The sequence below is a fragment of the Enterobacter cloacae complex sp. P13B genome (genome assembly GCF_014895915.1).
Taxonomy (GTDB): Bacteria; Pseudomonadota; Gammaproteobacteria; order Enterobacterales; family Enterobacteriaceae; genus Enterobacter; species Enterobacter bugandensis.
This window is the reverse complement of record NZ_JADBQN010000033.1, coordinates 12,743-38,755: the sequence shown is the minus strand read 5'-3', so window position 1 is coordinate 38,755 and position 26,013 is coordinate 12,743. Positions and strand designations below refer to the sequence as shown.

The following is a 26,013-nucleotide window of genomic DNA, read 5'->3' as shown; positions in this document are numbered from 1 at the left end:
TATGACGATCCGGAGATAACTCTTAGCGCCCGAAAGGCAATAACGCAATATTTTTCAGTAACCTATAAGAGGTTGATCTGGTAAATACTTTTAAACCGCCGTTCATACTGGTTACATATGCTTTTGCAGAAGAAACGACCACCTTCAGCGCTAACGTGCTGAGTAAAGATGGGTAAAACCACTTTGAGACTGGCGCGCCGTTTCCTATTCTTTCCGTTAATTACATCTGTCATAAGAGAGTGACTCATGGATCGTATAATTACTTCCTCACGCGACCGCACATCGCTACTCAGCACCCACAAGGTGCTGCGCAATACCTATTTCATGCTCAGCCTGACGCTGGCGTTTTCGGCTATCACCGCTACCGCCAGCACCGTGCTGATGCTGCCGTCTCCGGGCCTGATCCTGACGCTGGTGGGGATGTACGGTCTGATGTTCCTGACCTACAAAACCGCTGATAAACCGGTCGGTATTCTTTCCGCGTTCGCCTTCACCGGCTTCCTGGGGTATATCCTGGGGCCGATCCTGAACGCGTATCTGTCTGCTGGTATGGGTGACGTGATTGGCATGGCGCTGGGCGGTACCGCGCTGGTGTTCTTCTGCTGCTCGGCCTACGTGCTGACCACGCGCAAGGATATGTCCTTCCTCGGCGGTATGCTGATGGCGGGCATCGTAGTGGTGCTGATTGGTATGGTGGCAAATATCTTCCTGCAGCTGCCTGCCCTGCACCTGGCGATTAGCGCGGTGTTTATCCTGCTGTCATCCGGCGCGATCCTGTATGAAACCAGCAACATTATTCACGGCGGTGAGACCAACTACATCCGCGCGACCGTGAGCCTGTATGTGTCGCTGTACAACATCTTCGTCAGCCTGCTGAGCATCCTGGGCTTCGCCAGCCGCGATTAAGCAGACCTGCTGAAACAAAAAGGAGAATGCCTCAGGCATTCTCCTTTTTTTATGCTCTAGTCACCTCGGCAAATATAGGTGGGATAGAGCCGGTCCTGTATCAGCCACACGGCGGGCGCAAGCTCGGAGATCGTCAGGTAATAGCGGGCTGTCGGCCTCGCAAAGCCTCCCCACTTTTCGTCCGGGGTATTGTCATTATGCCGACGCCAGGTTTTGGTGTAGCTCAACACGATAACGTTATCATCATCCCGTCGCGACCAGGTAAAATCCATATCCCTGTCAACGATCATGCCCCGGCCTTCAGCCATAGCTGCACCTTTGTACGTTGTTAAGCCGGTGCCGTCCCGATGAAAATAGAACTGGGCCACGGTATTGACCCGGACCTCATTCGCTTTTCCCTCGTTACGCGTAAAGTTAAATTCCGTACTGCAGGCCAGCGCATCACGCTTATATATGCCCCCGGAATAAATAAAGAGCGCCAGCGCGCCGCCAGCAAGCGCCCCACCCGCAGCAAACAGAAGTCTCATTTTCATTTTTCTGCCCCGCTTTTATAGCGAATGGTTTTGCACAGGCTGGTTTTATTGACCGGGCATGCACCAATGAACACTTCATCCGCAACTGCAAGGTTAAAGCGGGCGCTGAAATAGTAGATATTGTACGCTTCGCGCGCGCACGCCACATTATTCGCCTCCAGCAGCCCCGCCAGTTTCGAGAGCACCAGCGGCCGGCCATGATCGTTAATAAGCCAGATGCTACAGCCCGCTATTTTCTGCGCGACGGGCTTTGGCGTCATCGGTATAGCGATCTTCTGCTGCTGGTTAAACAGCAAGCCTAACCCCAGTGCTGATGCTAACAATACCGCCGCCGCGGCGCCCCATTTAAGGGAAATACGCTGACGTTTTGCCTCTGACGGCACGACGGAAGAGTTCGGCTGTGCTTCAGCGGGTTGAACAATTTGCGCAGGCTGGCAAATCACATCGGCAACAAAACGGAATCCATACCGGGGTATCGTCACAATGAAATTATGATGTTCCCCAAGAGACTGGAAGCCTTTGCGTAATTCACTGACCGCTTTGTTGAGGTTATTTCCAGACGGCGTAAAGCCATACTCCTCCCAGACGCGCGTAATTAATTCCTCCCGACTCAGATCGTGCCCTTTATGACGAATAAACTCCTGTAAAAGGCGAACGGCTGGCGCCGAGAGCGTTAATACAGACTCCGGTTGACCAACAAGACTAATTGCATGTGCTTCAGGATCAAATAACAACGAATTATTGCATATAAAAAACATATTTCACTCTCAGCTATTACCGCAGGCTTTTTTATCCCTGTGACATCGGCAAGAAAATCGCTTCCTGAGCTGGTTCTTTTTTCATCAACAGGAATTTTCTTCCCATCCTGGGTAGCGGCATTTTCTTTTAACTATACAACTTTAAGACCAGCAAATCAGGATAAATCACTGTATATCAGCGGTTAACTAATACAAATTTTCACAACCTGCTGTTCTGGTTAAAGTTTCCCTGCCCTGAAGCGATACGAAAGCAGACGGTGTCCTGGTGTTAAAAACCGCACAAGAACTCAGAGCAGGCAGGCTGAATGTGAAACAGAAACAAAAAGTGAATATGACAACCGCGTTTTATGTCGCCGCGCTGTCGCTGTCATTTTTCTCAGAAATGACAATGGCCAATATGAGCGTCTATCCAATGGAACTTAACGTGGATAGCGCCGGCGCAGCGCAAATAAAAGTGGCATCGAAAACGGATGATATTCAGTTCATTCGGGTGAGGCAAAAGAAAATTCTTAACCCCGGAACGGCCCAGGAAAAAGAGATTGACGTTGCTTCGTGGAAAGAAGGCGGCGTCGTGGTGACGCCCGATAAATTTGCCCTGGCTGCAGGCGCAATGCGCGTGGTGCGCCTTGTTTCACTGACGCCGCCGGAAAAAGAGACCACCTGGCGAGTCTATTTTGAAGGGGTGAAACAGCCGGACAGCATTATTCCCGGCCAGCCCGAAAGCACGGCAGCGACGGCAAAGCTTGGGGTCAATGTTATCTGGGGGGCGCTGGTACATCTGGCCCCTGCCACGGAGCGCGTTTCGCTGCATATCGATCCCGCACGGGGGACCGTCACCAACGCCGGCACCCTGCGCGTGCCGCTCAGGGAGATCGGTATTTGTCAGTCAGACGACGTCTGTAAATGGATTAAAGAAGACGCCACGATTTATCCGGATACCGAGCGGAAATTAAAAACGCTTAATCAGGTAAACGGCAAGAAATACAAATTCCGCTACTTCAACTGGGTGAAAAAAACCGCTGAAGAAGCTGACTTACCCGTCGTGCAATAACACGACGTCACTGTAAAAACCCTTGTGGTTTGTTTAAAGAGCCAGGGTGCTCATTTGTAAAATATGGAGATATCAATGCGTAAATTTATTAAACCTCTGATGATCGTTGCCGCGATGACCACATCTGCCAGCGCGCTGGCGATCCAGAAAGATATTACCGTCAACGCCAGCGTTGATTCACAGCTGGATATGACCCAGGCCGATAACACGCCGCTGCCAGCCAGCATCGACATGCAGTATCTGCCGGGTCGGGGCCTGGAAAGCTACCGCCTGAACACCAAGGTATGGTCCAACTCCGCTACCAGTAACGTCAAAGTACGCCTCGTTAGCGCAGCTAAGCTCACCAACACGGATGGGGATCAGATTGTACCGATGACGGTTCTTCTGGGTGATAAAACCCTGTCCACCACCGATGCCGAATTTACCGGAACCGAACTTTTCCCGGGCAGCATTGAAAACGGTTCTGCGGTTCTGCCTCTGACCATTTCCCAGACCACCAAAGGCATTCTGAAAACCGGCCAGTACAGCGGCGTTGTAAGCCTGATGCTGACTCAGGCGACCACCACGGAAGGCGGTGCGTAACACCATAGCACCTAAGGAATAACGTCAGAGGGCGCCCGCCCTCTGACGTCAGGATGATGTCGAGGCTCGTTCATGGCGTTTCACAGAAATACTCTCCTTTTTGTTGCTTTATTACCCGCATCTGTCCACCTCGCCTGCGCTGAGATGGCCGTCCCGGCCGGATTCGAGGACCTGGCGAAAACGCAGCGCATGTGGACAGAGGTGAGCTTATACGGCGAGTCGCTTGGCCTTTTCGAAACCGATATCAATCTTGAAACGGTCAGTTTTGTCGCACCTGAAACCGTGGTCGCGGCCATCAAACGTCAGTTTAACGATGATCCTGCCCTTATCGGCTCCGTTTCCGCAGCGTTGGCCGTTCCGCTTGCCCGTAACGGCAACCTGGCCTGCAGCAGCAACGGCTCCGCGACGGGGTGTGATTATCTTGAAACCCGCCGTGCGGCCATCATCTATGACGAAAACAATGCTCGCATAAACCTGTTTTTTGATAAGCGCTTTTTGCCAAAGCCCTCGGAGGAAAACCAGTGGTATCAGCCCACCCAGGACAGCGAAAACGCGTTGATTCATCAGCAAAATATCAATTTCGTTGCCGACAGGGATTATCAGTCTGCCACCGTTCAGGGCAACGGGGCGCTGGCGCTGACCCAGGACGGCTATCTTAACCTCGACTGGACCTGGCTGGGACAACGCTCGCGTCAGCAGCAGCAGCAGGAAATGACCGTTAACAATGCCTGGTTCCGCCAGGATTTATGGCGTGAATATTATCTACAGATAGGCGAGATGGATACCCGCGACCTGTTCAGCAACGCCGGGGGGAATATTAACCTCAGCCAGCTGCCGCTGGGCAAAATTCGTGGCCTGCGCGCGGGCTCGACCCGGGCATGGATCAACCCGGTTCAGCAATCGAAGGGCACGCCCATTACGGTGCTGCTTTCGCACGATGCGCGTATCGACGCGCGCCGCGGCAAGGAGCTGCTGGCCAGCTTTTACCTCAATGCCGGGGCACAAACTCTGGATACCCGCGCGTTTCCGGATGGAAGCTATACCGTGACGCTGTCAGTTTACGAAAACAACCGACTGACGCGTACCGAGCAGGTTCCGTTTACCCGTACGGGCATTACGCCATTCGACCGCGTCGAGTGGTTTATGCAGGCAGGGGAAACGGCTAATAACGATCGCAATGATGAACGCAGCCCGTTCGCACAGGCGGGTATACGCCTGCCCGTCACCCCGACGCTGGCGCTGACCAGCGGCGCAACCGTCATGAAAAGGCAGCACTTCCTGGAAAATGCCCTCGACTGGAGCCGCGGCTTTAACGCGGGCCCGATCGACGGGGTATTAAGCACACGCTTTAGCTACCTCTACGGCAGCAAGGGCCAACGCGGCAATATTCAGCAAATCAGCTATAACGACGGGTTTTCGCTGAGCTTCTACCGCAACGCGTTATCCGCAGAAAATTGTGATACCCGCAGCGCAGGTTTTGACGCCGTCAACGGCTGTTATCGTAGCCTCTCGGTCATGTTCTCCGTGCCTGTCGGCTCGTGGTACGCCAACCTGGGGTATTCGGATAACCGCAACGAAGGGCGCTACGTTACGCGCCGGGAACTGCCTGACCATGACGATCGTCACGATGCCGGCCTGCCGTGGGAGCCGGTGTATATGACCCGCTCCCGCACGCAGGCCTGGCAAGGCGGGCTGAGTAATACCTTTAGCGCGCGCGGTCTGAACATCAACAGCAGCATTAACCTGTTTATGCGCAACGACCACTCTCGCGACGGAAAAGACAAAGGCGGCTATCTGAGCATTAGCCTCTCACTGGCGCATAAGCGTCAGGGCGATGCGTCAGGCTATACCTCGCTTGGTGCAACCTGGCAGCACCAGCAGCATCAGAAAAACCAGCTGAGCTACAACGTGGCGCACAACTGGTATGCCGACGCGCGCGGCGAGAATGAATACGGGCTGAGCGCGTCGGGGATCAACAGCGATTCGCTCAATGCCTCGGCGTACACGCGCCAGGGCGGACGTTTTGGTAACGCCAGCCTGACGGTGAGCGACGCATGGGACCGCCAGGATGGGCGCCATACGTTAAGCAGCAGCGGCAACTACAGCTCCACCCTCGCCCTGTCGCGCTCAGGGCTGTGGCTTGGCCGCTGGGGCGATGGACGCCCGGCTTCTGCCGTTGCGGTAAACGTGGCTACGCCTGAGGATTCCCGGGATTCACGCGTCGCCGTCTCGCTGGATAACGGCGGCACCGCGGATATCCCGGCCAACAGCCGTGCCCTTTTTGCGGTGCCGGGTTATCAGCCAACAACGCTGACGGTTAATGAGTCGCTGAACGTCTCATCAGGCGCAAGCAGTGAAATCACGCAGGGTTCCGGGAGCCGGACGCTCTTTATGGTGCCGGGCAAAATGCTTCGCCGGGACGTGCAAACCACCACCCGCTACACCTGGCTCGGCCAGCTCACTGACGAACATCATTCGCCGTTCGTGGGCGGCGTACCGCTGAACGTGAACGGCTGGAACGATCTCGGCAATGGCGGTTTCAGCGCCCAGAGCGACGCCCTGCTGCGCAATCTTTATCTGGTGCGTCAGCAGCAGTTTTATCAGTGTGAACTGAGCGTGAAAAGCATGCGCGACGTGGTGCGTTACGTCGGGTCGATCCCGTGTCGGGAACTCACTTTCTCCGCCCTGCCGGATTCGGTCCAGCACCAGGCGCAACTGATGCTCGCCGGGCGGAACGTGCCTACGGGGCCAACGGCCATGAATGCAGAGCACCTCACCAAAGGGAAATGATGTGAACAACTACCTCTTTATTTTACTTTTTTTGACGCTGTGGAGCTGTCAGACGCTGGGGGGCGTCCCTGCCGGAAGAAATTCCAGCGTAGGGATTAGCTACGATCGCGCGGTGCCGCCTGCGCGTTTTGATATCTGGGTCCATGAACCGAGCGGTTACGACACTATCGACCCGCAAAAGTGGGGACGCAACACCCTGACCTGCGAGTCCCGCACCGACCCGACGAACGGAGCGTGTATGACAGCGCCGGTCTGGTTTAGCGCGAACCCGGCCGCCCCCTACGCCATTACGCTGCGTTTTACCCACACGTCGACAAATAAAACAGCAGATGTGAAGGTCTATGGGGAAAATCATATGTTTATCAACAACAAAATTTTCACCTTTGCCAGCTTTGTCAGCGGCGGTACCGCCGATCTCTCGGCCTGGAACCGGGAACCCTATTTTGATTTTTACATCGTTAAAGGCGAACTGGATAAGCTCGCCCAGCCGGGCATCTGGACCGCAACGCTGAAGCAGAACCTGCGCGAATGGGGAAGCGCCGACTGCGGGGGCAACTTTAACGATGTCAACGTCGGGTGTCCGGGCTACCTCACCATAGCCCGCTGGCAGGCGACGATACGCATTGAGGTGGTCGATCCGGGTAACCAGCAGATTTATCTGCCGGCGTTCCCCCACTCAACCCCGATGGTTAACCTCAATCTGACCAATTTTCCGGGGCGGCCCGGCGGCAGCGAAATCCAGGGCGAGAGCGCGCTGGATATGTGCCTGTATGACGGTAAAAACAGCGCCAGCACGCGCGTCTATCTGCGCTTTGAGGATGACGGTTTAGCGGCCACGGGCCGTACTGAGGGAGCGTTTTCCGTCAGACGACGCGGTGGAAGCCAGACCGAAGCACGGGATCGGCTCGATTATCAGGTTACGGTGATCAACCCGGTAACGGGCGCAGCAGAAACCGCGGCGAATGGCAAAACGCTGATATGGCAGAGCACTAATGACCCGCAATATCTGCGTCAGGTTGTGCTGCCGGGTGGACGGGAGAGCGTACTTTGTGTCCCCGCCCCCATCATTCTGAAAACGCCCGCGTTTGCTGCCAGCAGCAAAAATGCCGGGGATTACACCGGCACCCTACGCGTTATCTACACGCCCAGTACCTTATAAAGAGGCCATTGTGAGTTACGCCATCCTCGACAACAATCGTTTTTATGCCGAAGGGTTGCGCTACGCCCTTCTGCGCCGTAACGCTCAGACTCAGGTTGAGAGCGGTACGGTAAAGTGGTGCCGTTCGCTGCTGGTCTGCGACACCCTCGTTGTTCGCTGCCGCTTTTCCGTCGCGGGGACGCATCTGGCGCTGGTCGACATTCTTCTGGAGCTGGAAGCCAGGCGCTGGGAAGGAACGGTGTATCTGGTATGCAATGAAAAAGGCTGGGCACTGGCTACCCATCTGCGAAAGCGGTTTGCCACGCTGACCTTATATATCATTGATGACCGGATTGCCGTTGCGGATGCGGCGTATCTGCTTGCCAGAGAGCCCCGCCGGGTGCGCACCCTGAATTGTTGCCTGACAGGCATGGAGTTCAACGTGCTCGACAGGCTGGTGAACGGACAATCGGTACGGCATGTCGCGCATATGACGCAGATGAGTGAAAAACAGGTGTCGACGTATAAATGCAACGCGCTGAAAAAGCTTAATGCCAACAATCTGCTCCAGCTTCTTCTGTAGGTCGAGGTTTCTCACGCCGCCCCTTATTTGCTAGACTAGGGGCGTTTTTTACTTTATCGACAGAGCACTATGTTCATTTTTGCAGGCCAGGAAATTGAGACCGATAGCGAAGGCTATCTGAAAGACACCACGCTATGGAGCGAGCCGCTGGCGGAGAAAATCGCCGAAAACGAAGGTATCGCCCTCTCCCCCGAACACTGGGAGGTGGTCCGTTTTGTGCGCGAGTTTTATCTCGAGTTCAACACCTCTCCGGCCATCCGCATGCTGGTCAAGGCGATGGCCAACAAATTTGGCGAAGAAAAAGGCAACAGCCGCTATCTGTATCGCCTGTTCCCGAAAGGCCCGGCAAAACAGGCCACCAAAATTGCCGGCCTGCCTAAACCGGTGAAGTGTATTTAATACCGAATACCGAAGTTCACATATTCCCTGCCGGGTTGATGCGGTTCCGTTAAGACCTTATCAACCCGGGCGCTGCGCGGCCCGCCTGCTTTCAGCCACGCCATTAGTTTTTCAACCTGCTCCGCGTCGCCGCAGGCGACCACCTCAACGCTGCCGTCGTCCATATTTCGCGCGTATCCCGTTAGCCCAAGCGTCATCGCTTCGCGCTGGGTGCTGTAGCGGAACCCGACGCCCTGAACAAGGCCGTGGACCCAGGCAATGGTGCAGACTTTTGACATTTTTCTTCTCCTTAACGTAGCGTTTTCGGTAAACAGCCATAGTGCTGCCGGAAACGGGCGGTGAAACGAGAGCTGGAAAGATACCCACATTGTAATGCGATTTCACCGATCGGTAAGCGAGTCGACTGTAACTGTGACAGCGCCACGGCCATTCTCACCTCCTCCACGATCTGCCGAAACGCTCAACGACATCCGCAGATGATTGCGCCTGGCTGAATGTGCTACTCTACGCGCCATTTCCCTGAAATCGACAGAACAGCAAATTATGAGTGTACGTTTAGTGTTAGCCAAAGGGCGCGAGAAGTCATTACTGCGCCGTCATCCCTGGGTCTTTTCCGGCGCGGTTGCCCGTATGGAAGGCAAAGCCAGCCTCGGTGAAACCATTGATATTGTTGACCATCAGGGGAAATGGTTAGCGCGAGGCGCTTACTCGCCAGCGTCTCAGATCCGCGCGCGCGTCTGGACCTTCGATAAAGACGAAACCATCGACATCGACTTCTTCGTCCGCCGCCTGCAGCAGGCGCAGCAGTGGCGCGAGTGGCTGGCAAAGCGCGACGGGCTGGACAGCTATCGCCTGATTGCCGGTGAGTCCGACGGTCTGCCGGGCGTAACCATCGATCGCTTCGGCAACTTCCTGGTGCTGCAGCTCCTCAGCGCAGGGGCGGAATACCAGCGTGCCGCGCTGATTAGCGCCCTGCAAACCCTGTTCCCGGAATGCGCTATTTACGACCGCAGCGACGTGGCGGTGCGCAAAAAAGAGGGCATGGAGCTGACGCAGGGCCCGGTCACGGGTGAACTGCCGCCTGCCCTGCTGCCAATTGAAGAGCACGGTATGAAGCTGCTGGTGGATATTCAGGGCGGGCACAAAACGGGTTACTACCTTGACCAGCGCGACAGCCGCCTGGCTACGCGTCAGTACGTTGCCGACAAACGCGTGCTGAACTGCTTCTCCTACACCGGCGGTTTTGCCGTTTCGGCGCTGATGGGCGGCTGTGCCCAGGTGGTCAGCGTGGATACCTCGCAGGAAGCGCTGGACGTGGCAAAACAGAACGTCGAGCTGAACAAACTGGACTTGAGCAAAGCCGAATTTATACGCGACGACGTCTTCAAGCTGTTGCGTAAATATCGCGATCAGGGCGAGAAGTTCGACGTCATCGTGATGGATCCGCCAAAGTTTGTGGAAAATAAAAGCCAGCTGATGGGCGCCTGCCGTGGGTATAAGGATATCAACATGCTGGCGATCCAGCTGCTGAACCCGGGCGGGGTGCTGCTCACCTTCTCCTGCTCCGGGCTGATGACCACCGATTTATTCCAAAAAATCATCGCCGATGCCGCAATAGATGCTGGTCGTGATGTACAATTTATAGAGCAGTTCCGTCAGGCAGCCGATCACCCCGTGATTGCTACCTACCCGGAAGGACTGTATCTGAAAGGGTTTGCCTGTCGCGTCATGTAACTTGAAAAGAGAAATATTGCCCGCACTTAATGTGTAAGTCGTATTTCCCGGGAGGTGACTATGATTGCCAGCAAATTCGGTATCGGCCAGCAGGTCCGCCACACTTTGCTTGGGTATTTGGGTGTGGTCGTGGATATCGACCCGGAGTATTCCCTTGATGAACCGTCAGCGGACGAACTGGCGGTGAACGCAGAGCTTCGCGCTGCACCCTGGTACCATGTGGTGATGGAAGGTGACGACGGACAACCCGTACATACCTACCTTGCCGAAGCGCAGCTAAGTAGCGAGCTGCAGGAAGAGCATCCGGAACAACCCACGATGGATGAACTTGCTCAGACTATCCGCAAACAGTTACAGGCTCCGCGCCTGCGGAACTAAGCGTGTAAAAAAAGCCCGATGAACGGGCTTTTTTTATTACTTCGCCAGCCCCAGACGGGGGATATCGATCGCCGGACAGCGATCCATAACCACCTTCAATCCCGCATCCCGCGCCAGCACGGCAGCCTGCTCGTTAATCACGCCCAACTGCATCCACAATGTTTTCGCCCCGACGGCAATCGCATCCTGCGCCACTTCCCACGCCGCCTCGGAATTACGGAAGACATCGACCATATCAATTTTTTCCGGCACGTCAGCGAGCGTGGCATAACCCTGCTGGCCCATTAAGGTTTTCCCCGCCACTTTTGGCGACACCGGGATGACGTGATAGCCCTGATCGAGAAGGTATTTCATCACCCGATAGCTGGGACGGTCGGGTTTATCGCTCGCGCCCACCAGCGCAATGGTACGCGTGGATGTCAGAATCTCGGCAATATCGTTCTCTTTCATGGTTTTTCTCCTGGCTTTTTTAAAAGTGTACGCCAAAGCGCACATCTCAACCATCCATCCCATACAGATGTATGAGGGCAAAACGGCAAAATATGTCTATATGTTAGCAAACGTGATTATCGAAAGATTTAGATACATTAATGCGGCGACAGTATCTCTGACGGGAGCCTTCTATGAAAACCGGTTTTGCCACTGCTCTGATTGCGTTAGCGATGCCGGTTTGCGTTTTTGCCACCACGCTTCGGCTCTCTGGCGACATTGATCTCCTGGTACTGGACGGAAAAAAGGTTTCCAGCTCGTTATTGCGCGGGGCTGACAGCATTGAGTTAGATAACGGGCCGCATCAGCTGGTGTTCCGGGTCGAAAAAGCGATCGGCCTGACTAACCATGAGCAGCGGATGTACATCTCTCCGCCGCTGATTGTCAGCTTTAATACCCGGCAAATCAGTCAGGTGAACATTACCCTGCCTCGCCTTGAAACGGAGAAGGAATCAGCGGCCTTCGACGCCTCGCCGCGCGTTGAGCTGCTGGACGGGAATGCAATGCCGATCCCGGTCAAGCTGGATATTCTGGCGTTGACCAGCGCCACAAAAAGCCCGGACTACGAGGCCGCAACGCAGGTCTATAACAAAGCCGGCAAACGCGCCTCCCTTCCGCAGTTTGCCACCATGATGGCGGACGACAGTACGCTGCTATCCGGCGTCTCGGAACTGGACGTCATTCCGCCGCAGTCCCAGAGCCTGACGGAACAGCGCCTTAAATTCTGGTTCCAGCAGGCCGATCCCGACACGCGGGCCCGGTTTTTACAGTGGGCAAAGCAACAACCTTCATCTTAAGCCACATTTTTTACGCCTTTCTCTTGCAGCGTCAGACGGTTCCCGTCATCGTGTAGTCAGTTAACCTGATGGATATGATTATGGAACTGACAACACGCACGCTGCCTGAACGCAAACACATTGCGCTGGTGGCGCACGATCACTGTAAACAAATGCTGCTTAACTGGGTTCGCCGCCATCAGGCGCTGCTGGAAAAGCACGCCCTGTCGGCCACCGGCACCACCGGTAACCTGATCCAGCGCGAAACGGGTCTGGAGGTGAATGCGATGCTGAGCGGCCCGATGGGCGGCGATCAGCAGGTCGGGGCGCAGATTTCCGAAGGGAAAATTGATGTGCTGATCTTCTTCTGGGATCCGCTGAATGCGGTTCCGCACGATCCGGATGTCAAAGCGCTGCTGCGTCTGGCAACGGTGTGGAATATTCCGGTGGCGACGAACCTGTCGACGGCGGATTTCATCATTGAATCACCGCAGTTTAACTCGCCTGTTGAGATCCTTATTCCGGACTATCAGCGCTATCTTTCCGAGAGACTGAAGTAGCTTTTTTTGCCGGGTGGCGGCTACGCCTTGCCCGGCCTCCCCCTCGTTGCCCTGGTCGTTATGGCTTCCGCGCCACCGGCACATCAATACTCTTCAAAATATCGACAAACACGGATGGATCCTCTTTATTGAACAGCAGCCACACGCGGTGACGCGCGCGGGTGATGGCCACGTAGAGCAAACGCCGTTCTTCGGCATCCGGGAAGTCTTCCGGCACCGGCAGCAGGGCCTCTTCCATGACCGACTCGCGGGCCGGAGCCGGGAATCCGTCACTGCCCTCCTTCAGCCCCACCACAATCACATAATCGGCCTGCTGCCCTTTGCTGGCGTGAATGGTCATAAATTCAAGCTGCAGTTTCGGCCAGCGGGTAGCGGCTTTTTCCAGCGCAGCAGGCTTAAGGTGATGATAACGCGCCAGCACCAGGATACGTTCATCGGGCTTCGCATAGCCGCTGAGCTTGTCCAGCAGCGGCTCCAGCTGGTCATCCGCCAGCAGGGTGACCGCTTTTTTATCCCCTGCCCGCAGGCTGTTGAGCGGCTTGGCCAGCTGGTGCGGGTTCTGCTGGATAAAGCGGTTGGCGATCTCACCAATCCGTGAATTGAAGCGGTATGTCGTGTCCAGATCGCTGCGGTCGCCTTCGCCAAAATAGTGGTGGAAGGCGGTCGTCAGCGAGAGCTGCGCCCCGCTGAAGCGGTAGATGGCCTGCCAGTCGTCCCCCACTGCGAACAGCGAGGTATGTTTATTTTGCGCCCGCAGCGCCGAGAGCAGTGCCGCACGCTGGGGTGAGATATCCTGGAACTCATCCACCAGAATATGCTTCCACGGGCTGACAAAGCGCCCCTTCTCCAGAATGACGATCGCCTGATGGATAAGGCCGGAGAAATCAACGGCATTTTCCTCTTTCAGCGCGTTTTTCCAGGCTTTCAATAGCGGAGCCATCAGCTTGACCCGTTTTGAAAACAGATCGCGGATCGCCTCCGGCGCGCTTTCAATCATCTCTGCCTGCGAGCCGCCGTGCATCCGCATCAGGCTGACCCAGCGGTCAAAACGCGAGCCGAGCCGACGCGCCAGTTTTTCATCCTGCCAGAAGCTGCCCTCCGGCACCTCCCAGTTAAGTTCCTCTTCCAGCCATTGACGCCACCCTTTCGCCTGCGCCTTTTTCTCACTGCACTGCTGACGCCACGTTTTAATAAACAACGCCTGTCGCGCCTGCGCGTCGTTTTCCAGTTTACTGATAGCAGGCACTTTTTTACTGCCCTGCTGAATGATATGCAGCGCGAGGGCATGGAAGGTTCTGGCGGTAATATCCCGGGTGTGCAGCCGTTCCTGGATGCGTTCGTCCATCTCCTGTGCCGCCTTACGGCCAAAAGCCAGAAGCAGGATCTGATCGGCAACGGCCTCCCCGGTGGTGAGAAGCCAGCCCGCACGCGCCACCAGCACCGACGTTTTACCGCTTCCGGCCCCCGCCAGCACCAGCAGCGACTGCTCGCCGTTCACCACCGCGCGCGCCTGAGCAGGGTTGAGCGGTGAAGACTCCACCGTACTGAAAAAGTCGGCGTATTGGGTGAGCATGGCGTCCGTCCAGGCCTGGTTATGCGCCAGCCGGCTTTTATCCATATCGTTCAGCCAGGCCTGGCACTGACGCCAGGCATCGCGACAATTGTCGAACTCATCAAGACGCGTCACGGAGAGCGGCAGCGCCGAAAGTGCCTGTCGAATCTTTTGCTGCAGTCCGGCGGTCTGCTGGCGCGTCAGCCACGTTTGCTGCGCGTTGCTTTGCGCGATCTCGTCCAGCACCTGCTGCAGCACCTGAGCGGCAATCACGCTCATGTCGTGGCTCCACTGCTGCCAGAGCGCGTTCAGGTGATGGTGGAAACGCTGGGTTTCCGCCCACTCGGTACCGTGAAGGCGCACGACTTTGTCGTCAGGCAGAACGAACTCGAGCTCGCCCCACACCAGCCCGCGCTTGCAGTGAATAGCCAGAAGTTGATTAAACGGAATAAGGTATTCGTGGCGTTCTCCGGAGACTTTAACCCCGGCGTTGAGCAGAACAACTCTGTCATAGGGGTGTTGCGCCAGGCGTTTGCCTAAAGAAGTTGCTTTCAGTTCCATGTCCCGCCAAATCCACGAAGAGATAATTTACCTGACAGTTTAACTGCCAGTTTTAAGGTGCTCCAGCCTAAAAAAACGTTACAATCATTGGGCGTTAATTTTATCGAAAGGAAGTGAGGGTTTATGCGTACCGTTCTGAATGTGTTGAATTTTGTGCTGGGCGGTTTTGCCACCACCCTTTCCTGGCTTTTTGCCACGCTGGTGAGCATCGTCCTGATCTTCACCCTTCCCCTGACCCGTTCCTGCTGGGAAATCACGAAACTCTCGTTCATCCCCTACGGTAATGAAGCTATCCACGTTAACGAGCTGAACCCGGAGAACAAGAGCGCCCTGATGAATACGGGGGGAACTTTGCTGAACATTCTGTGGTTGATTTTCTTCGGCTGGTGGCTGTGCATCATGCATATTTTTGCCGGTATTGCGCAGTGCATCTCAATAATTGGTATTCCGGTCGGGCTCGCGAACTTTAAGATCGCCGCCATCGCCCTTTGGCCCGTCGGGCGCAGGGTGGTTCCGGTCGAAGTGGCCCAGGCGGCGCGTGAAGCGAACGCACGTCGTCGTTTTCAGTAAATAAGGACTGGCCGCGTTTATGCTAAGTCCACTGCTTCGCCGTTATACCTGGAACAGCGCCTGGCTCTACAACGTCAGGATATTTATCGCGCTTTGCGGCACGGCTGCCCTGCCGTGGTGGCTGAATGATGTCAAGCTCACCATCCCCCTCACGCTGGGGGTGGTGGCCGGAGCGCTGGCGGATCTGGACGATCGCCTGGCCGGGCGTTTGCGGAATCTGGTCATTACGCTCGTCTGTTTTTTTATCGCCTCCGCGTCCGTTGAGTTACTTTTCCCCTGGCCGTGGCTGTTTGCCCTTGGCCTTACACTCTCCACCAGCGGGTTTATTTTGCTGGGCGGTCTGGGGCAGCGCTATGCCACTATCGCCTTTGGGGCCCTGCTGATCGCCATCTACACCATGCTGGGCGTTTCCCTGTACGACCAGTGGTATCAGCAGCCTGTGCTGCTGCTGTTGGGCGCCATCTGGTATAACCTGCTAACGTTAACCGGCCACCTAATCTTCCCGGTTCGTCCTCTGCAGGATAACCTTGCCCGCAGCTATGAGCAGCTAGCCCATTATCTGGAACTGAAATCCCGGCTGTTCGACCCGGATATTGAGGAAGAAAGCCAGGCGCCGCTTTACGATCTGGCGCTGGCAAACGGCCAGCTGGTCGCCACCCTTAACCAGACGAAAGCCTCGCTGCTTACCCGTCTGCGCGGGGATCGCGGCCAGCGCGGCACGCGCAGAACCTTGCACTACTATTTTGCCGCTCAGGACATTCATGAGCGCGCCAGCTCCTCACACGTTCAGTATGCCGCCCTGCGCGAGAAGTTCCGCTACAGCGACGTCATGTTCCGCTTTCAGCGCCTGCTGTCCATGCAGTCACAGGCATGCCAGCAGCTCGCGCGCTCCATTCTTTTGCGCACGCCCTATCAGCACGACTCCCGCTTCGAACGCGTGTTTAGCCATCTTGATGCGGCGCTCGACCGCGTGCAGGCCAGCGGAACGTCACCGGAACAGATCAAAGCGCTGGGTTTTCTGCTCAACAACCTGCGGGCGATTGATGCTCAGTTGGCGACGATTGAGTCCGAGCAGGCGATGGCACTGCCGGGCAGCGAGGTGGATAACCAGCTTGCAGATGACAGCGTGCACAGCGTGAGCGATATGTGGCTAAGGCTGAGCCGCAACTTCACGCCGGAGTCGGCGCTGTTTCGTCACGCGGTGCGAATGTCCCTGGTCTTATGCGTGGGGTATGCTTTTATCCAGATAACCGGTTTGCACCACGGCTACTGGATCCTGCTGACCAGCCTGTTTGTCTGTCAGCCGAACTATAACGCCACCCGACACCGCCTGGCATTGCGTATTATCGGCACCCTGGTCGGCGTCGCGATCGGCCTTCCGGTGCTCTATTTCGTGCCGTCCATTGAAGGACAGCTGATCCTGATCGTGATCACCGGCGTGCTGTTCTTCGCGTTTCGCAACGTGCAGTACGCCCATGCCACAATGTTCATCACGCTGCTGGTTCTGCTCTGCTTTAACCTGCTGGGTGAAGGGTTCGAGGTCGCCCTGCCCCGCGTACTCGATACCCTGATTGGCTGCGCTATCGCCTGGGCCGCCGTCAGCTTTATCTGGCCGGACTGGCGTTTCCGTAATCTACCGCGCGTGTTAGACAGGGCAATGAACGCCAACTGCCGATACCTGGATGCCATCCTTGAGCAGTATCATCAGGGCCGCGATAACCGCCTGGCTTACCGGATAGCGCGCCGCGATGCGCACAACAGCGATGCGGAACTGGCCTCGGTGGTCTCTAACATGTCAACGGAGCCTCGCGCCACGGCCGAGATTCGTGAGACGGCTTTCCGGCTGCTCTGCCTGAACCATACCTTCACTAGCTATATTTCCACGCTGGGCGCCCACCGCGAAAAACTCACCAACCCGGGCATCCTCAACCTGCTGGATGACGCAGTCTGTTATGTCGATGATGCACTGCATCACCGGCCAGCCGATGAACCGCGCGTGAGACAGGCGCTGGATGAACTTACCCAACGTATTGCGCATCTTGAGCCTGGAAACGACAGCAAAGCGCCCCTGGTGTTACAGCAGATTGGCCTGCTCATCGCCCTGCTGCCAGAAATTTGCCGGCTGCAACAGCAAATCGCTACCTGGAGGAGTGATTCTCCTGTGGCTCAGGCAGCGCATTAAACCACTCCGTCAACTCCCGGCGAATGCCGGCCGGGAGTGCCGCCTCATGCAGCCCCTCGATCGCCCCTTCCAGCGCGAATAGCACTTTGATACTCAGCGCTTTATTTTTCGCCCGCATCTTCAGCCAGCTCTCCCTTGCGCCAAGCGCCCGCAGCGTTTCTTCGTTGGTGATGCCCGCTTCAACGAGCAACACTTCCAGCTGAAAGGTCAGGTTTGGCAGGTCCTTAAGTCGATTGCGCTGATGCCGCTGGTAACGCTCTTTTCTTGCCGCATTAAGTGCGAAAGTGGAGAGCTGAAGCAGACGCTCCCTGTCCTGCCATAGCCCGTCATCCACCCGGTAATAGTTGAGAAGCACCGGACGGCCCCGCTTCATCAGGGTCAAAAAAGACGCGGCATTTTTCACACAGTATTTCGCACTTTCTTCACAGGCACGGAGGTAGAGCTCACCTTCTGACACCATGGCAAAAACCGCATCATCCACTGCCAGGGTATAGCCGCCGAACAGCGCGCGATGATGAATTTCACCCAGTGGTGACAGGTATTCCTGGGATTTATAAATCCGTTCATAAGATATCTTTTTCATGATATTTCCCTTCAAAATCATAAAGTAACAACGAAATTTCTTACTAGCGGATCCGTTAGCAGGAAAATAGGCAACTTAGCGTCGTTGAGCAAGATGATTTTTCGAAGGGCATCAACATTGAATGAATTTTGCGAGTCGCTTTCCGAAAATGAGGTTGATCTTTATGCATACAGGGGTTACTGTATATCCATACAGTAACTACAGGGCTGGAATGAATATGTACACTTCAGGCTATGCAAATCGCTCAACTTCTCTCTCCTCTACCGCGGGCACTGTCGCGCAGAACACCGTTGGGGGTGCTTCGACGGGGCTTATTAGTGAAGTGGTTTACCGTGAAGACCAGCCTCTGTTGACCCAACTCCTGCTGCTTCCGTTATTACAGCAGCTTGGTCAGCAATCACGCTGGCAGCTCTGGCTGACGCCGCAGCAAAAACTGAGCCGCCAATGGGTGCAGTCTGCGGGCCTGCCGCTGGCAAAGGTTATGCAGATCAACCAGCTTTCTCCCTGCGATACCGTCGAATCGATGATTCGTGCGTTACGCACTGGAAATTACAGCGTGGTGATCGGGTGGTTACCGGAAGAATTGACGGAAGAGGAACATTTTCGTCTGACCGAAGCGGCTGAAGAAGGGAATGCGATCGGGTTTATCATGCGCCCGGTTCGTCCAGATTCTTATCGCAAAGGACAACTTTCTGGGCTAAAAATTCACTCAAATTTGTATCATTGAGTGAAATTAAGATTTTTCCTGGAATTTTTTTTGACCGCAGGATGCGGTTTTAGTTCCCGGCCTCAAAATTGCGGCAAGGCTTGTCTGGTGCGGTTCTCCTTAATTTTATTGCACAAAATTCGTTCTAAAAATGTTAAATAATAGGTATACGGAACTTTTTTTTTCATATGCCTGACAGACTTCACACTTGTAAGTTTTCAGCTACGTTGTAGACTTTACATCGCCAGGGGTGCTCGGCCTAAGCCGAAGATATCGGTAGATTTATATTTGACCACGCCCCCCGGTGAAGGATTTAACCGTGATTCTCTCTTGAGACCTTCATGGCGAATTTTGGATGATAACGAGGCGCAAAAAATGAAAAAGACAGCTATCGCGATTGCAGTGGCACTGGCTGGCTTCGCTACCGTAGCGCAGGCCGCTCCGAAAGATAATACCTGGTATGCAGGTGGTAAACTGGGCTGGTCTCAGTTCCATGACACTGGCTGGTACAACAGCAGCCTGAACAACGATGGCCCTACTCACGAGAGCCAGCTTGGTGCAGGTGCGTTCGGTGGCTATCAGGTTAACCCGTATGTTGGCTTTGAAATGGGTTACGACTGGTTAGGTCGTATGCCATACAAAGGCGACACCATCAATGGCGCTTTCAAAGCTCAGGGCGTTCAGCTGACCGCTAAACTGGGTTACCCAGTAACTGACGATCTGGACGTGTACACCCGTCTGGGCGGCATGGTATGGCGTGCAGACTCCAGCAACAACATCGCTGGCGACGACCATGACACTGGCGTTTCCCCAGTATTCGCTGGTGGCGTTGAGTGGGCTATGACCCGTGACATCGCTACCCGTCTGGAATACCAGTGGGTTAACAACATCGGTGACGGTGCTACCGTTGGCGTTCGTCCAGACAACGGCATGCTGAGCGTAGGTGTTTCCTACCGTTTCGGCCAGCAGGAAGATGCAGCACCAGTTGTTGCTCCAGCGCCGGCTCCAGCTCCAGAAGTACAGACCAAACACTTCACTCTGAAGTCTGACGTTCTGTTCAACTTCAACAAAGCGACCCTGAAACCAGAAGGTCAGCAGGCACTGGATCAGCTGTACACCCAGCTGAGCAACCTGGATCCTAAAGACGGTTCTGTAGTGGTTCTGGGCTTCACCGACCGCATCGGTTCTGACGCTTACAACCAGAAACTGTCTGAGAAACGTGCTCAGTCTGTTGTTGATTACCTGATCTCTAAAGGTATCCCAGCTAACAAGATCTCCCCACGTGGTATGGGCGAATCTAACCCAGTTACTGGCAACACCTGTGACAACGTTAAAGCTCGCGCTGCACTGATCGACTGCCTGGCACCAGATCGTCGCGTAGAGATCGAAGTTAAAGGCGTTAAAGACGTTGTAACTCAGCCAGCGGCATAAGTTATCGTCTTATAAAAAAACCCCGCCATGCGGGGTTTTTTATTGTCTGAAGAAAACTAAAATCTATTTTTTGCCCAACAACGCCTGAAGGTCATTTTTCAGCGACGACATCTGGTTGGCGTACTTCTCTTTATGTTCGGCATCCTCAATCAGCTGCACGATGGTTTCCGACAGGGTCTTACCACGCCGTTGTGCCAGCCCGGCCAGACGCTGCCAGACCACGAACTCCAGGTCGATGGATTTTTTCCGGGTATGCTGATGCTCAGCATTAAAATGCCGTTTACGTCGCGCGCGGATAGTTTGCTTCATCCGGTTTAACAACGCAGGATTAATGTGCTTCTCAATCCAGCCATTAACCTGTACCGGTTCATTTTCGAGGGTCAGCAAAATATCCACGGCTTCTTGCGCAGCGCTGGCTTCGATGTAGCAGGTGATCAGCTCCCCTTCACGGTGCTTTTTGACCAGGTACTTCCATTTCCAGCCGCTTTCGAGATTTTCCAGTTGTTGATATTTCATTGCGATCTCAGTGTTACCACGTAACTCTGTTCAGAATATCAGTTTTTTAGCAATCTGCTGAAAAGAAATCATATCCTGTGAGTGACTGCAGCCAATCCGCCTGCTGAAACACCAATCCTGCTTGGGTAGAGCCCCCCGCTTACGGTATACTCCACGCTTTTACATCTGACTAAAAAACATCAACTTTGACCATTACGAAACTAGCATGGCGTGACCTTGTTCCGGATGCCGAGAGCTATCAGGAACTGTTTGCACAGCCCGATCTCGCAAAAGAACACGAATTCATCCTTAGCGATACGCAACCACGCTTACATTATGCGCTGGAGCAGACGTTAAGCCCGTGGGCGACATCGCCCTTCATGCTGCTGAAAGCCCCGGAAGAAGCGGAATATCTGTCGCTGCTTGGGGATGCGACGCGCCAGCTGCGGCCAGACACCACCGCGGTATTTGGCGGCCAGTATCGTATCGCGGGGCATAATATTACCTTCGGACCGGCGGACCAGGCCGACGGTCGTTTTGCTGCTAACGGCGAGGTAATTACCGCTAATTGGGTCGAGGCTGAACAGCTGTTTGGCTGTCTGCGCCAGTTTAACGGCGAGCTTTCCCTGCAGCCGGGGCTAGTGCATCGTGCAAACGGCGGCGTGCTCATCATCTCTCTGCGCACTTTGCTCTCGCAGCCGCTGCTGTGGATGCGTCTGAAAACCGTTGTGACCCAACAGCGCTTTGACTGGGTCGGTTACGACGAGTCTCGTCCTCTTCCTGTCTCCGTGCCGTCAATGCCGCTGTCGCTGACCGTCGTGCTGACGGGTGACCGCGAATCGCTGGCGGACTTCCAGGAGATGGAGCCGGAACTGGCCGAGCAGGCAGTTTACAGCGAATACGAAGACAACATTCAGATTGCCGATGCGGACGACATGGCGCAGTGGTGTCAGTGGGTGATGGCCGTGGCGGAACGTTTTGCATTGCCAGCGCCTGCCGCCGACGCGTGGCCGGGTTTAATCCGCGAAGCCGTTCGCTATACCGGTGACCAGGAAACCTTGCCGCTCTGCCCGCTCTGGATCGGCAAGCAGCTGCGTGAAGTCGGTACGATCAGCGGTAACGGTGCGTTTACTGGCGAACAGCTCACGCAGATGCTGGCGCAGCGAGAGTGGCGCGAAGGCTATCTTGCTGACCGCATGCAGGATGAAATTCTGCTGGAACAAATTCTGGTCGAGACAGAAGGCGAACGCGTTGGGCAGATCAACGCCCTCTCGGTGATCGAGTTTCCTGGCCATCCGCGCGCGTTCGGTGAACCCTCGCGAATCAGCTGCGTTGTGCATATTGGCGACGGTGAGTTTACCGATATTGAACGCAAAGCCGAACTGGGCGGCAACATTCACGCCAAAGGCATGATGATCATGCAGGCATTTTTGATGTCTGAGCTGCAGCTTGAGCAGCAAATCCCCTTCTCCGCCTCGCTGACGTTTGAGCAGTCCTACAGCGAAGTGGATGGCGATAGTGCCTCAATGGCGGAGCTGTGCGCCTTAATCAGCGCCCTGGCGGACGTGCCGATCAACCAGAACATCGCTATTACCGGTTCGGTCGATCAATTTGGTCGTGCTCAGCCCGTTGGCGGTCTGAACGAAAAAATTGAAGGCTTCTTCTCTGTCTGTCAGCAGCGCGGTTTAAACGGCAAACAGGGTGTGATTATTCCGGCGCCTAACGTACGCCATCTCAGCCTGTGCCAGGATATTCTGGACGCGGTTGAACAGGAACAATTCGCCATCTGGGCCATCGAAGGGATTGAGGATGCACTACCCTTACTGACAAACCTGGTTTGGGATGGCGAAGGTCAGACAACTTTGATGCAGACTATCCAGGAGCGCATTGCTCAGGCGACGCAGCAGGATGCTCGCCATCGTTATCCATGGCCGTTACGCTGGCTGGGCTGGTTCAGTTCGAACTGATCGGACTTGTTCAGCGTACACGTGTTAGCTATCCTGCGTCCTTCACTAAAATAAGGCTTACTGAGAACATGGTAGATAAACGCGAATCCTATACAAAAGAAGATCTTCTTGCCTCTGGTCGCGGAGAACTGTTTGGCGCGAAAGGCCCACAGTTACCGGCCCCGAACATGCTGATGATGGACCGTGTCGTGAAAATGACCGAAACCGGCGGCAACTTCGATAAGGGTTACGTAGAAGCAGAACTCGATATCAACCCGGACCTGTGGTTCTTCGGTTGCCACTTTATTGGCGATCCGGTAATGCCTGGCTGCCTGGGCCTGGATGCCATGTGGCAGCTGGTTGGCTTCTATCTGGGCTGGCTGGGTGGTGAAGGTAAAGGCCGCGCGCTGGGCGTGGGCGAAGTGAAATTCACTGGTCAAGTTCTGCCTACGGCGAAGAAAGTCACCTATCGTATTCACTTCAAGCGCATCGTTAACCGTCGCCTGATTATGGGCCTGGCGGATGGCGAAGTGCTGGTAGACGGTCGTCTGATCTATACCGCGAACGATCTGAAAGTGGGTCTGTTCCAGGACACTTCCGCGTTCTGATATCGCTTTAAGCGACCCCGGAAAGGCGAAACCTCCGCAGTGCGGAGGTTTCTTTTTCTAAAGAGACGTTATCAGGCTATAAGTGCCCTGTCGCCGATGGCTTCTCGCCAGCCTCCAAGCCATTGTGACCTTTGATTTATCGTCTGATAAGGACACATTTCTTTCGAACGTCCAGCGATGCCGGCCTGATAACCACGTTGATGAGCCCGTTCCAGGCGATCTCGTTTCTGTCTCTTCATGCCTCGTTTCCCTCATTCTTTTGTCTGGTGGAAAGAAAACAGTGTCCGCGCCAGATGCGCAGGCACAGATAACGAATACCCCGAATTAGTCCCAGCGTCAATGTTCAAAATTCATACGGGTGTCATATTTGTGAGCTAGCTGGAAGATCATTTGTACAAAAATTGTGACCCGGCACAAGTAACAACCTGACGCAAAAACGAAAAAAAAACCGCAATCAGCACCAGGCCGATTGCGGTTTTTGACGATGAATTTTACTTATGGCAGCCGGGAAATTTCCCTAGCGATACTGGCTGACTCCTGCGCCCAACCCTGAGCCAGCACTTTCACCATTTCATCATAGCCATCCTTCTGCTGCTTCAGCTCCAGATGGAAAGGACGCTTAATCAGCTGTCCCTGATGATTCAACAGCCACTCGCCGCTGATGACAACCGCACCGTCATAACGGCCGTGGAAGCCCGTTACCGTGACGTTCAGCGTGTCCTGATCGCTTCCCAAAGGCTGGGAGGCAACAACCCAGCCCGGAAGCTGGCTGCCCAGATTCGCCACCAGCGTATTGCGTAACTGCTGGTCCAGCGGGCTGGCCCACAGGTTGTTGTTGGCGATAACGTACTGTACATCGCTGGTCTGATAGACCACCCCGTTGCCAGCCAGGTAATCCGGCACGGCGACCTGCTCAACCCACAGCAGACGGTTGCCCTGCGAGGCGGAACTTTGCGTAACCGCCTGCGTCACCAGAGGCAGCTGGTAGTAGCTTTTCGTTTCGCTCCCGGAGCTACAGGCCGTGAGTACCATCGCTCCTGCAATCGCTAGCCATTTTTTCATTGTTTCGCCCTCTTCGGCTCAGGATCCTTTTTATCTTTCGCTTCGAACACCAGCGCGTTGCTCTTCTCGTTGAGCGTTTTCAGAACCGGCTGCAGTTCACGCAAGACCTGATCGAGACGCTGCATATCTGCCACCATCTTGTTGTACGCCGCCGAGCCAGGCTGGAAGCCCTGCATACTGCGATTCAGCTCGCGCAGCGTTTTCTGCATATCCTGCGGCAGCTGTTGCATACTCTGGTTTGCAGTAATCTTGTTAATGTTATCCAGCGTGGTCTGCAGGCGCTGCATTGTCGCCTGGCTTTGATGTAACGAACCTGTCGCCGCCTCAATCATTGGGTTCAGAGGCAGATTGTTAATTTTATCCAGCGTTTCCATGAGACGCTGCTGGATCTGGGCCAGACCGCTGCTTACCGTTGGGATGATCTTGTAACCACCAAATTCACGCACACCGGTAATCGGCGGCGCTTTTGGATAGAAGTCCATATCGACATACAGTGCGCCGGTCACCAGGTTACCGGTTTTCAGCGAGCCGCGCAGACCGCGATTCATCAGGTCGGTGATGTGCTCGCCGATATCCTGATTCTCACCAATCTGGTTGATCAGGCGCTCAGGCTCAATGCGGATCAGCACCGGAATACGATAATCATCATCAAGCATCTGCTTAAGGCCTGGAACAAAGTAAGGCACTTGTCCCACCGTCCCCAGACGAATACCGCGGAACTCAACGGGCGCCCCAGGCTGCAGGCCGCGAACAGAGTCCTTAAAGAACATCAGGTAGTCGATGTGATCGGTATAGAGTGCATCCTGAATGCTTTTTTGATCGTCGAACAGGCGGAAAGCGGTGTTCTCCGCAACCGGCTGTCCCAGGTCCAGACCTTCGGGTACGTCAAAACTCACGCCGCCGCCAAACAGTGTTGTCAGCGAGCCCATTTCTACACGCATGCCCGCCGAGGTCAGATCCACCGCGATGCCGCTGTCTTTCCAGAAGCGGACGTTGCTGGTAACCAGACGATCGTTAGGCGCATTGATGAACAGCTGATAGCTGATGGATCTTTTCTGAGGATCGAAGGTGCTTTTCTCCACCGAACCCACGCGATAGCCGCGGAAAAGTACCGGGTCGCCCGCCGTGAGCTGTCCCGCTTTTTTACTGTCGAGGATCACGCGGATACCTTTTGCATCAGGCGGTGCGAGCGGCGGTGAATCCAGAAGCTGGTACTGCGCCGGCTGGCTGCCTTTTGCACCCGGCTGCAGTTCGATGTAGGCACCTGAGAGCAGCGTACCTAAGCCGCTGATCCCTTCACGTCCCACCTGCGGTTTAACCACCCAGAAAACAGAATCGCCGTGCAGGAGTTTTTCCATGCCGGCATTAAGACGCGCCTTAATCTCCACATGGGTTAAATCGTCGGTCAGGGTTGCGCTTTCCACCACGCCCACATCCACGCTGCGGCTTTTGATGGTCGTTTTACCGCCCTCAATTCCTTCGGCATTGGTGGTAATCAGCGTCACTTCCGGTCCCTGATGGCTGTAGTGATAAAACAGGATCCATGCACCGATCAGCGCGGTCACGATTGGGAAAATCCACACCGGCGACCAGTTTTTGACCTTCTGCACTTTCGCCTCTCCACTCTTATTTTCCATGCT

At 55.0% G+C, this 26,013-nt stretch carries 27 protein-coding genes and 1 pseudogene; 17 read left to right on the top strand and 11 right to left on the bottom strand.

Annotated elements, in window-relative coordinates:
* Positions 1-246 precede the first annotated feature (246 nt).
* Positions 247-906, top strand: a complete 660-nt coding sequence (gene yccA, locus IM273_RS15050) for an FtsH protease modulator YccA (RefSeq protein WP_013097244.1) — start codon at positions 247-249, stop codon at positions 904-906.
* A 56-nt stretch (positions 907-962) separates the two neighbouring features.
* Here the strand turns inward: yccA and IM273_RS15045 are convergent, their stop codons facing one another.
* Both IM273_RS15045 and IM273_RS15040 read right to left on the bottom strand, forming a co-directional pair.
* Positions 963-1,439: a hypothetical protein gene (locus IM273_RS15045; protein WP_063154535.1), complete on the bottom strand. Its 477-nt coding sequence runs from the start codon at positions 1,437-1,439 to the stop codon at positions 963-965.
* Positions 1,436-2,197, bottom strand: a complete 762-nt coding sequence (locus IM273_RS15040) for a winged helix-turn-helix domain-containing protein (RefSeq protein WP_063154537.1) — start codon at positions 2,195-2,197, stop codon at positions 1,436-1,438. Before IM273_RS15040 ends, IM273_RS15045 begins: the two co-directional genes overlap by 4 nt.
* A gap of 331 nt (positions 2,198-2,528) precedes the next feature.
* Here IM273_RS15040 and IM273_RS15035 point away from each other — a divergent pair, with 331 nt between their 5' ends.
* The 6 genes from IM273_RS15035 to tusE all read left to right on the top strand — a co-directional run bounded on the left by IM273_RS15035 (position 2,529) and on the right by tusE (position 8,740).
* A complete protein-coding gene (locus IM273_RS15035) occupies positions 2,529-3,248 on the top strand; it encodes a fimbrial protein (RefSeq protein WP_206689348.1) in 720 nt (239 codons plus the stop codon).
* A 75-nt stretch (positions 3,249-3,323) separates the two neighbouring features.
* Complete coding sequence (locus IM273_RS15030) at positions 3,324-3,830, top strand: CS1 type fimbrial major subunit (protein ID WP_028012615.1); 507 nt, start codon at positions 3,324-3,326, stop codon at positions 3,828-3,830.
* A 72-nt stretch (positions 3,831-3,902) separates the two neighbouring features.
* On the top strand, positions 3,903-6,620 hold the full coding sequence (locus tag IM273_RS15025) for a TcfC E-set like domain-containing protein (RefSeq protein WP_193051281.1): 2,718 nt from the start codon (positions 3,903-3,905) through the stop codon (positions 6,618-6,620).
* 1 nt (position 6,621) lies between these two features.
* The gene (locus tag IM273_RS15020) at positions 6,622-7,779 is read left to right on the top strand and encodes a CfaE/CblD family pilus tip adhesin (RefSeq protein WP_193051280.1); all 1,158 of its coding nucleotides are present in this window, start codon (positions 6,622-6,624) and stop codon (positions 7,777-7,779) included.
* A 10-nt stretch (positions 7,780-7,789) separates the two neighbouring features.
* Positions 7,790-8,341 carry a LuxR C-terminal-related transcriptional regulator gene (locus tag IM273_RS15015; RefSeq protein ID WP_045261700.1) on the top strand — a complete coding sequence of 184 codons (552 nt, stop codon included), beginning with the start codon at positions 7,790-7,792 and terminating at the stop codon, positions 8,339-8,341.
* 69 nt (positions 8,342-8,410) lie between these two features.
* On the top strand, positions 8,411-8,740 hold the full coding sequence (tusE, locus tag IM273_RS15010; RefSeq protein ID WP_028012611.1) for a sulfurtransferase TusE: 330 nt from the start codon (positions 8,411-8,413) through the stop codon (positions 8,738-8,740).
* On the opposite strand, the gene yccX is transcribed toward tusE, so the two are convergent.
* Entirely contained in the window at positions 8,737-9,018 is a 282-nt protein-coding gene (yccX, locus tag IM273_RS15005) for an acylphosphatase (protein WP_048999181.1), read from the bottom strand. The two genes, tusE and yccX, sit on opposite strands and share 4 nt — an antisense overlap.
* Before the next feature lie 11 nt (positions 9,019-9,029).
* Positions 9,030-9,261: pseudogene (locus IM273_RS22745) on the bottom strand (helix-turn-helix transcriptional regulator); the annotation flags it as partial.
* Between the two features lie 22 nt (positions 9,262-9,283).
* On the opposite strand from IM273_RS22745, the gene rlmI reads away from it, so the two are divergent.
* Together rlmI and hspQ are read left to right on the top strand one after the other, a co-directional pair.
* Positions 9,284-10,474 carry a 23S rRNA (cytosine(1962)-C(5))-methyltransferase RlmI gene (rlmI, locus tag IM273_RS14995; RefSeq protein WP_045261702.1) on the top strand — a complete coding sequence of 397 codons (1,191 nt, stop codon included), beginning with the start codon at positions 9,284-9,286 and terminating at the stop codon, positions 10,472-10,474.
* 60 nt (positions 10,475-10,534) lie between these two features.
* On the top strand, positions 10,535-10,852 hold the full coding sequence (gene hspQ, locus IM273_RS14990) for a heat shock protein HspQ (RefSeq protein WP_008499919.1): 318 nt from the start codon (positions 10,535-10,537) through the stop codon (positions 10,850-10,852).
* 36 nt (positions 10,853-10,888) lie between these two features.
* Here the strand turns inward: hspQ and IM273_RS14985 are convergent, their stop codons facing one another.
* Complete coding sequence (locus IM273_RS14985; RefSeq protein WP_193051279.1) at positions 10,889-11,302, bottom strand: CoA-binding protein; 414 nt, start codon at positions 11,300-11,302, stop codon at positions 10,889-10,891.
* A gap of 173 nt (positions 11,303-11,475) precedes the next feature.
* Here IM273_RS14985 and IM273_RS14980 point away from each other — a divergent pair, with 173 nt between their 5' ends.
* Positions 11,476-12,138, top strand: coding sequence for a DUF2057 family protein (locus IM273_RS14980; protein ID WP_041910599.1), 663 nt, complete (start codon positions 11,476-11,478; stop codon positions 12,136-12,138).
* 80 nt (positions 12,139-12,218) lie between these two features.
* Positions 12,219-12,677, top strand: a complete 459-nt coding sequence (mgsA, locus tag IM273_RS14975; RefSeq protein WP_028012607.1) for a methylglyoxal synthase — start codon at positions 12,219-12,221, stop codon at positions 12,675-12,677.
* A 58-nt stretch (positions 12,678-12,735) separates the two neighbouring features.
* Here mgsA and helD read toward each other — a convergent pair whose 3' ends face one another.
* On the bottom strand, positions 12,736-14,790 hold the full coding sequence (helD, locus tag IM273_RS14970; protein WP_193051278.1) for a DNA helicase IV: 2,055 nt from the start codon (positions 14,788-14,790) through the stop codon (positions 12,736-12,738).
* A gap of 123 nt (positions 14,791-14,913) precedes the next feature.
* On the opposite strand from helD, the gene IM273_RS14965 reads away from it, so the two are divergent.
* Positions 14,914-15,360 carry a YccF domain-containing protein gene (locus tag IM273_RS14965; protein ID WP_028012605.1) on the top strand — a complete coding sequence of 149 codons (447 nt, stop codon included), beginning with the start codon at positions 14,914-14,916 and terminating at the stop codon, positions 15,358-15,360.
* 19 nt (positions 15,361-15,379) lie between these two features.
* A complete protein-coding gene (gene yccS, locus IM273_RS14960; protein WP_041910602.1) occupies positions 15,380-17,542 on the top strand; it encodes a YccS family putative transporter in 2,163 nt (720 codons plus the stop codon).
* Here the strand turns inward: yccS and IM273_RS14955 are convergent.
* Positions 17,499-18,125: a TfoX/Sxy family DNA transformation protein gene (locus IM273_RS14955; RefSeq protein ID WP_048999389.1), complete on the bottom strand. Its 627-nt coding sequence runs from the start codon at positions 18,123-18,125 to the stop codon at positions 17,499-17,501. The two genes, yccS and IM273_RS14955, sit on opposite strands and share 44 nt — an antisense overlap.
* Positions 18,126-18,342: 217 nt before the next feature.
* Here IM273_RS14955 and sulA point away from each other — a divergent pair, with 217 nt between their 5' ends.
* Together sulA and ompA are read left to right on the top strand one after the other, a co-directional pair.
* On the top strand, positions 18,343-18,852 hold the full coding sequence (gene sulA, locus IM273_RS14950) for an SOS-induced cell division inhibitor SulA (RefSeq protein ID WP_028012602.1): 510 nt from the start codon (positions 18,343-18,345) through the stop codon (positions 18,850-18,852).
* Between the two features lie 354 nt (positions 18,853-19,206).
* On the top strand, positions 19,207-20,262 hold the full coding sequence (gene ompA, locus IM273_RS14945; protein WP_108780329.1) for a porin OmpA: 1,056 nt from the start codon (positions 19,207-19,209) through the stop codon (positions 20,260-20,262).
* Between the two features lie 63 nt (positions 20,263-20,325).
* On the opposite strand, the gene matP is transcribed toward ompA, so the two are convergent.
* Positions 20,326-20,778, bottom strand: coding sequence for a macrodomain Ter protein MatP (matP, locus tag IM273_RS14940; RefSeq protein WP_023332611.1), 453 nt, complete (start codon positions 20,776-20,778; stop codon positions 20,326-20,328).
* 185 nt (positions 20,779-20,963) lie between these two features.
* Here matP and IM273_RS14935 point away from each other — a divergent pair, with 185 nt between their 5' ends.
* A complete protein-coding gene (locus IM273_RS14935; protein ID WP_193051276.1) occupies positions 20,964-22,724 on the top strand; it encodes a Lon protease family protein in 1,761 nt (586 codons plus the stop codon).
* 68 nt (positions 22,725-22,792) lie between these two features.
* On the top strand, positions 22,793-23,311 hold the full coding sequence (fabA, locus tag IM273_RS14930) for a bifunctional 3-hydroxydecanoyl-ACP dehydratase/trans-2-decenoyl-ACP isomerase (RefSeq protein WP_000227926.1): 519 nt from the start codon (positions 22,793-22,795) through the stop codon (positions 23,309-23,311).
* 71 nt (positions 23,312-23,382) lie between these two features.
* On the opposite strand, the gene rmf is transcribed toward fabA, so the two are convergent.
* The 3 genes from rmf to pqiB all read right to left on the bottom strand — a co-directional run bounded on the left by rmf (position 23,383) and on the right by pqiB (position 26,010).
* Positions 23,383-23,550 (bottom strand): ribosome modulation factor, encoded by a 168-nt coding sequence (rmf, locus tag IM273_RS14925; protein WP_013097261.1) that lies wholly within the window; start codon positions 23,548-23,550, stop codon positions 23,383-23,385.
* Between the two features lie 256 nt (positions 23,551-23,806).
* The gene (pqiC, locus tag IM273_RS14920; protein WP_028012599.1) at positions 23,807-24,373 is read right to left on the bottom strand and encodes a membrane integrity-associated transporter subunit PqiC; all 567 of its coding nucleotides are present in this window, start codon (positions 24,371-24,373) and stop codon (positions 23,807-23,809) included.
* Positions 24,370-26,010 (bottom strand): intermembrane transport protein PqiB, encoded by a 1,641-nt coding sequence (gene pqiB / locus IM273_RS14915; protein ID WP_059356813.1) that lies wholly within the window; start codon positions 26,008-26,010, stop codon positions 24,370-24,372. Before pqiB ends, pqiC begins: the two co-directional genes overlap by 4 nt.
* Between the last annotated feature and the right edge of the window lie 3 nt (positions 26,011-26,013).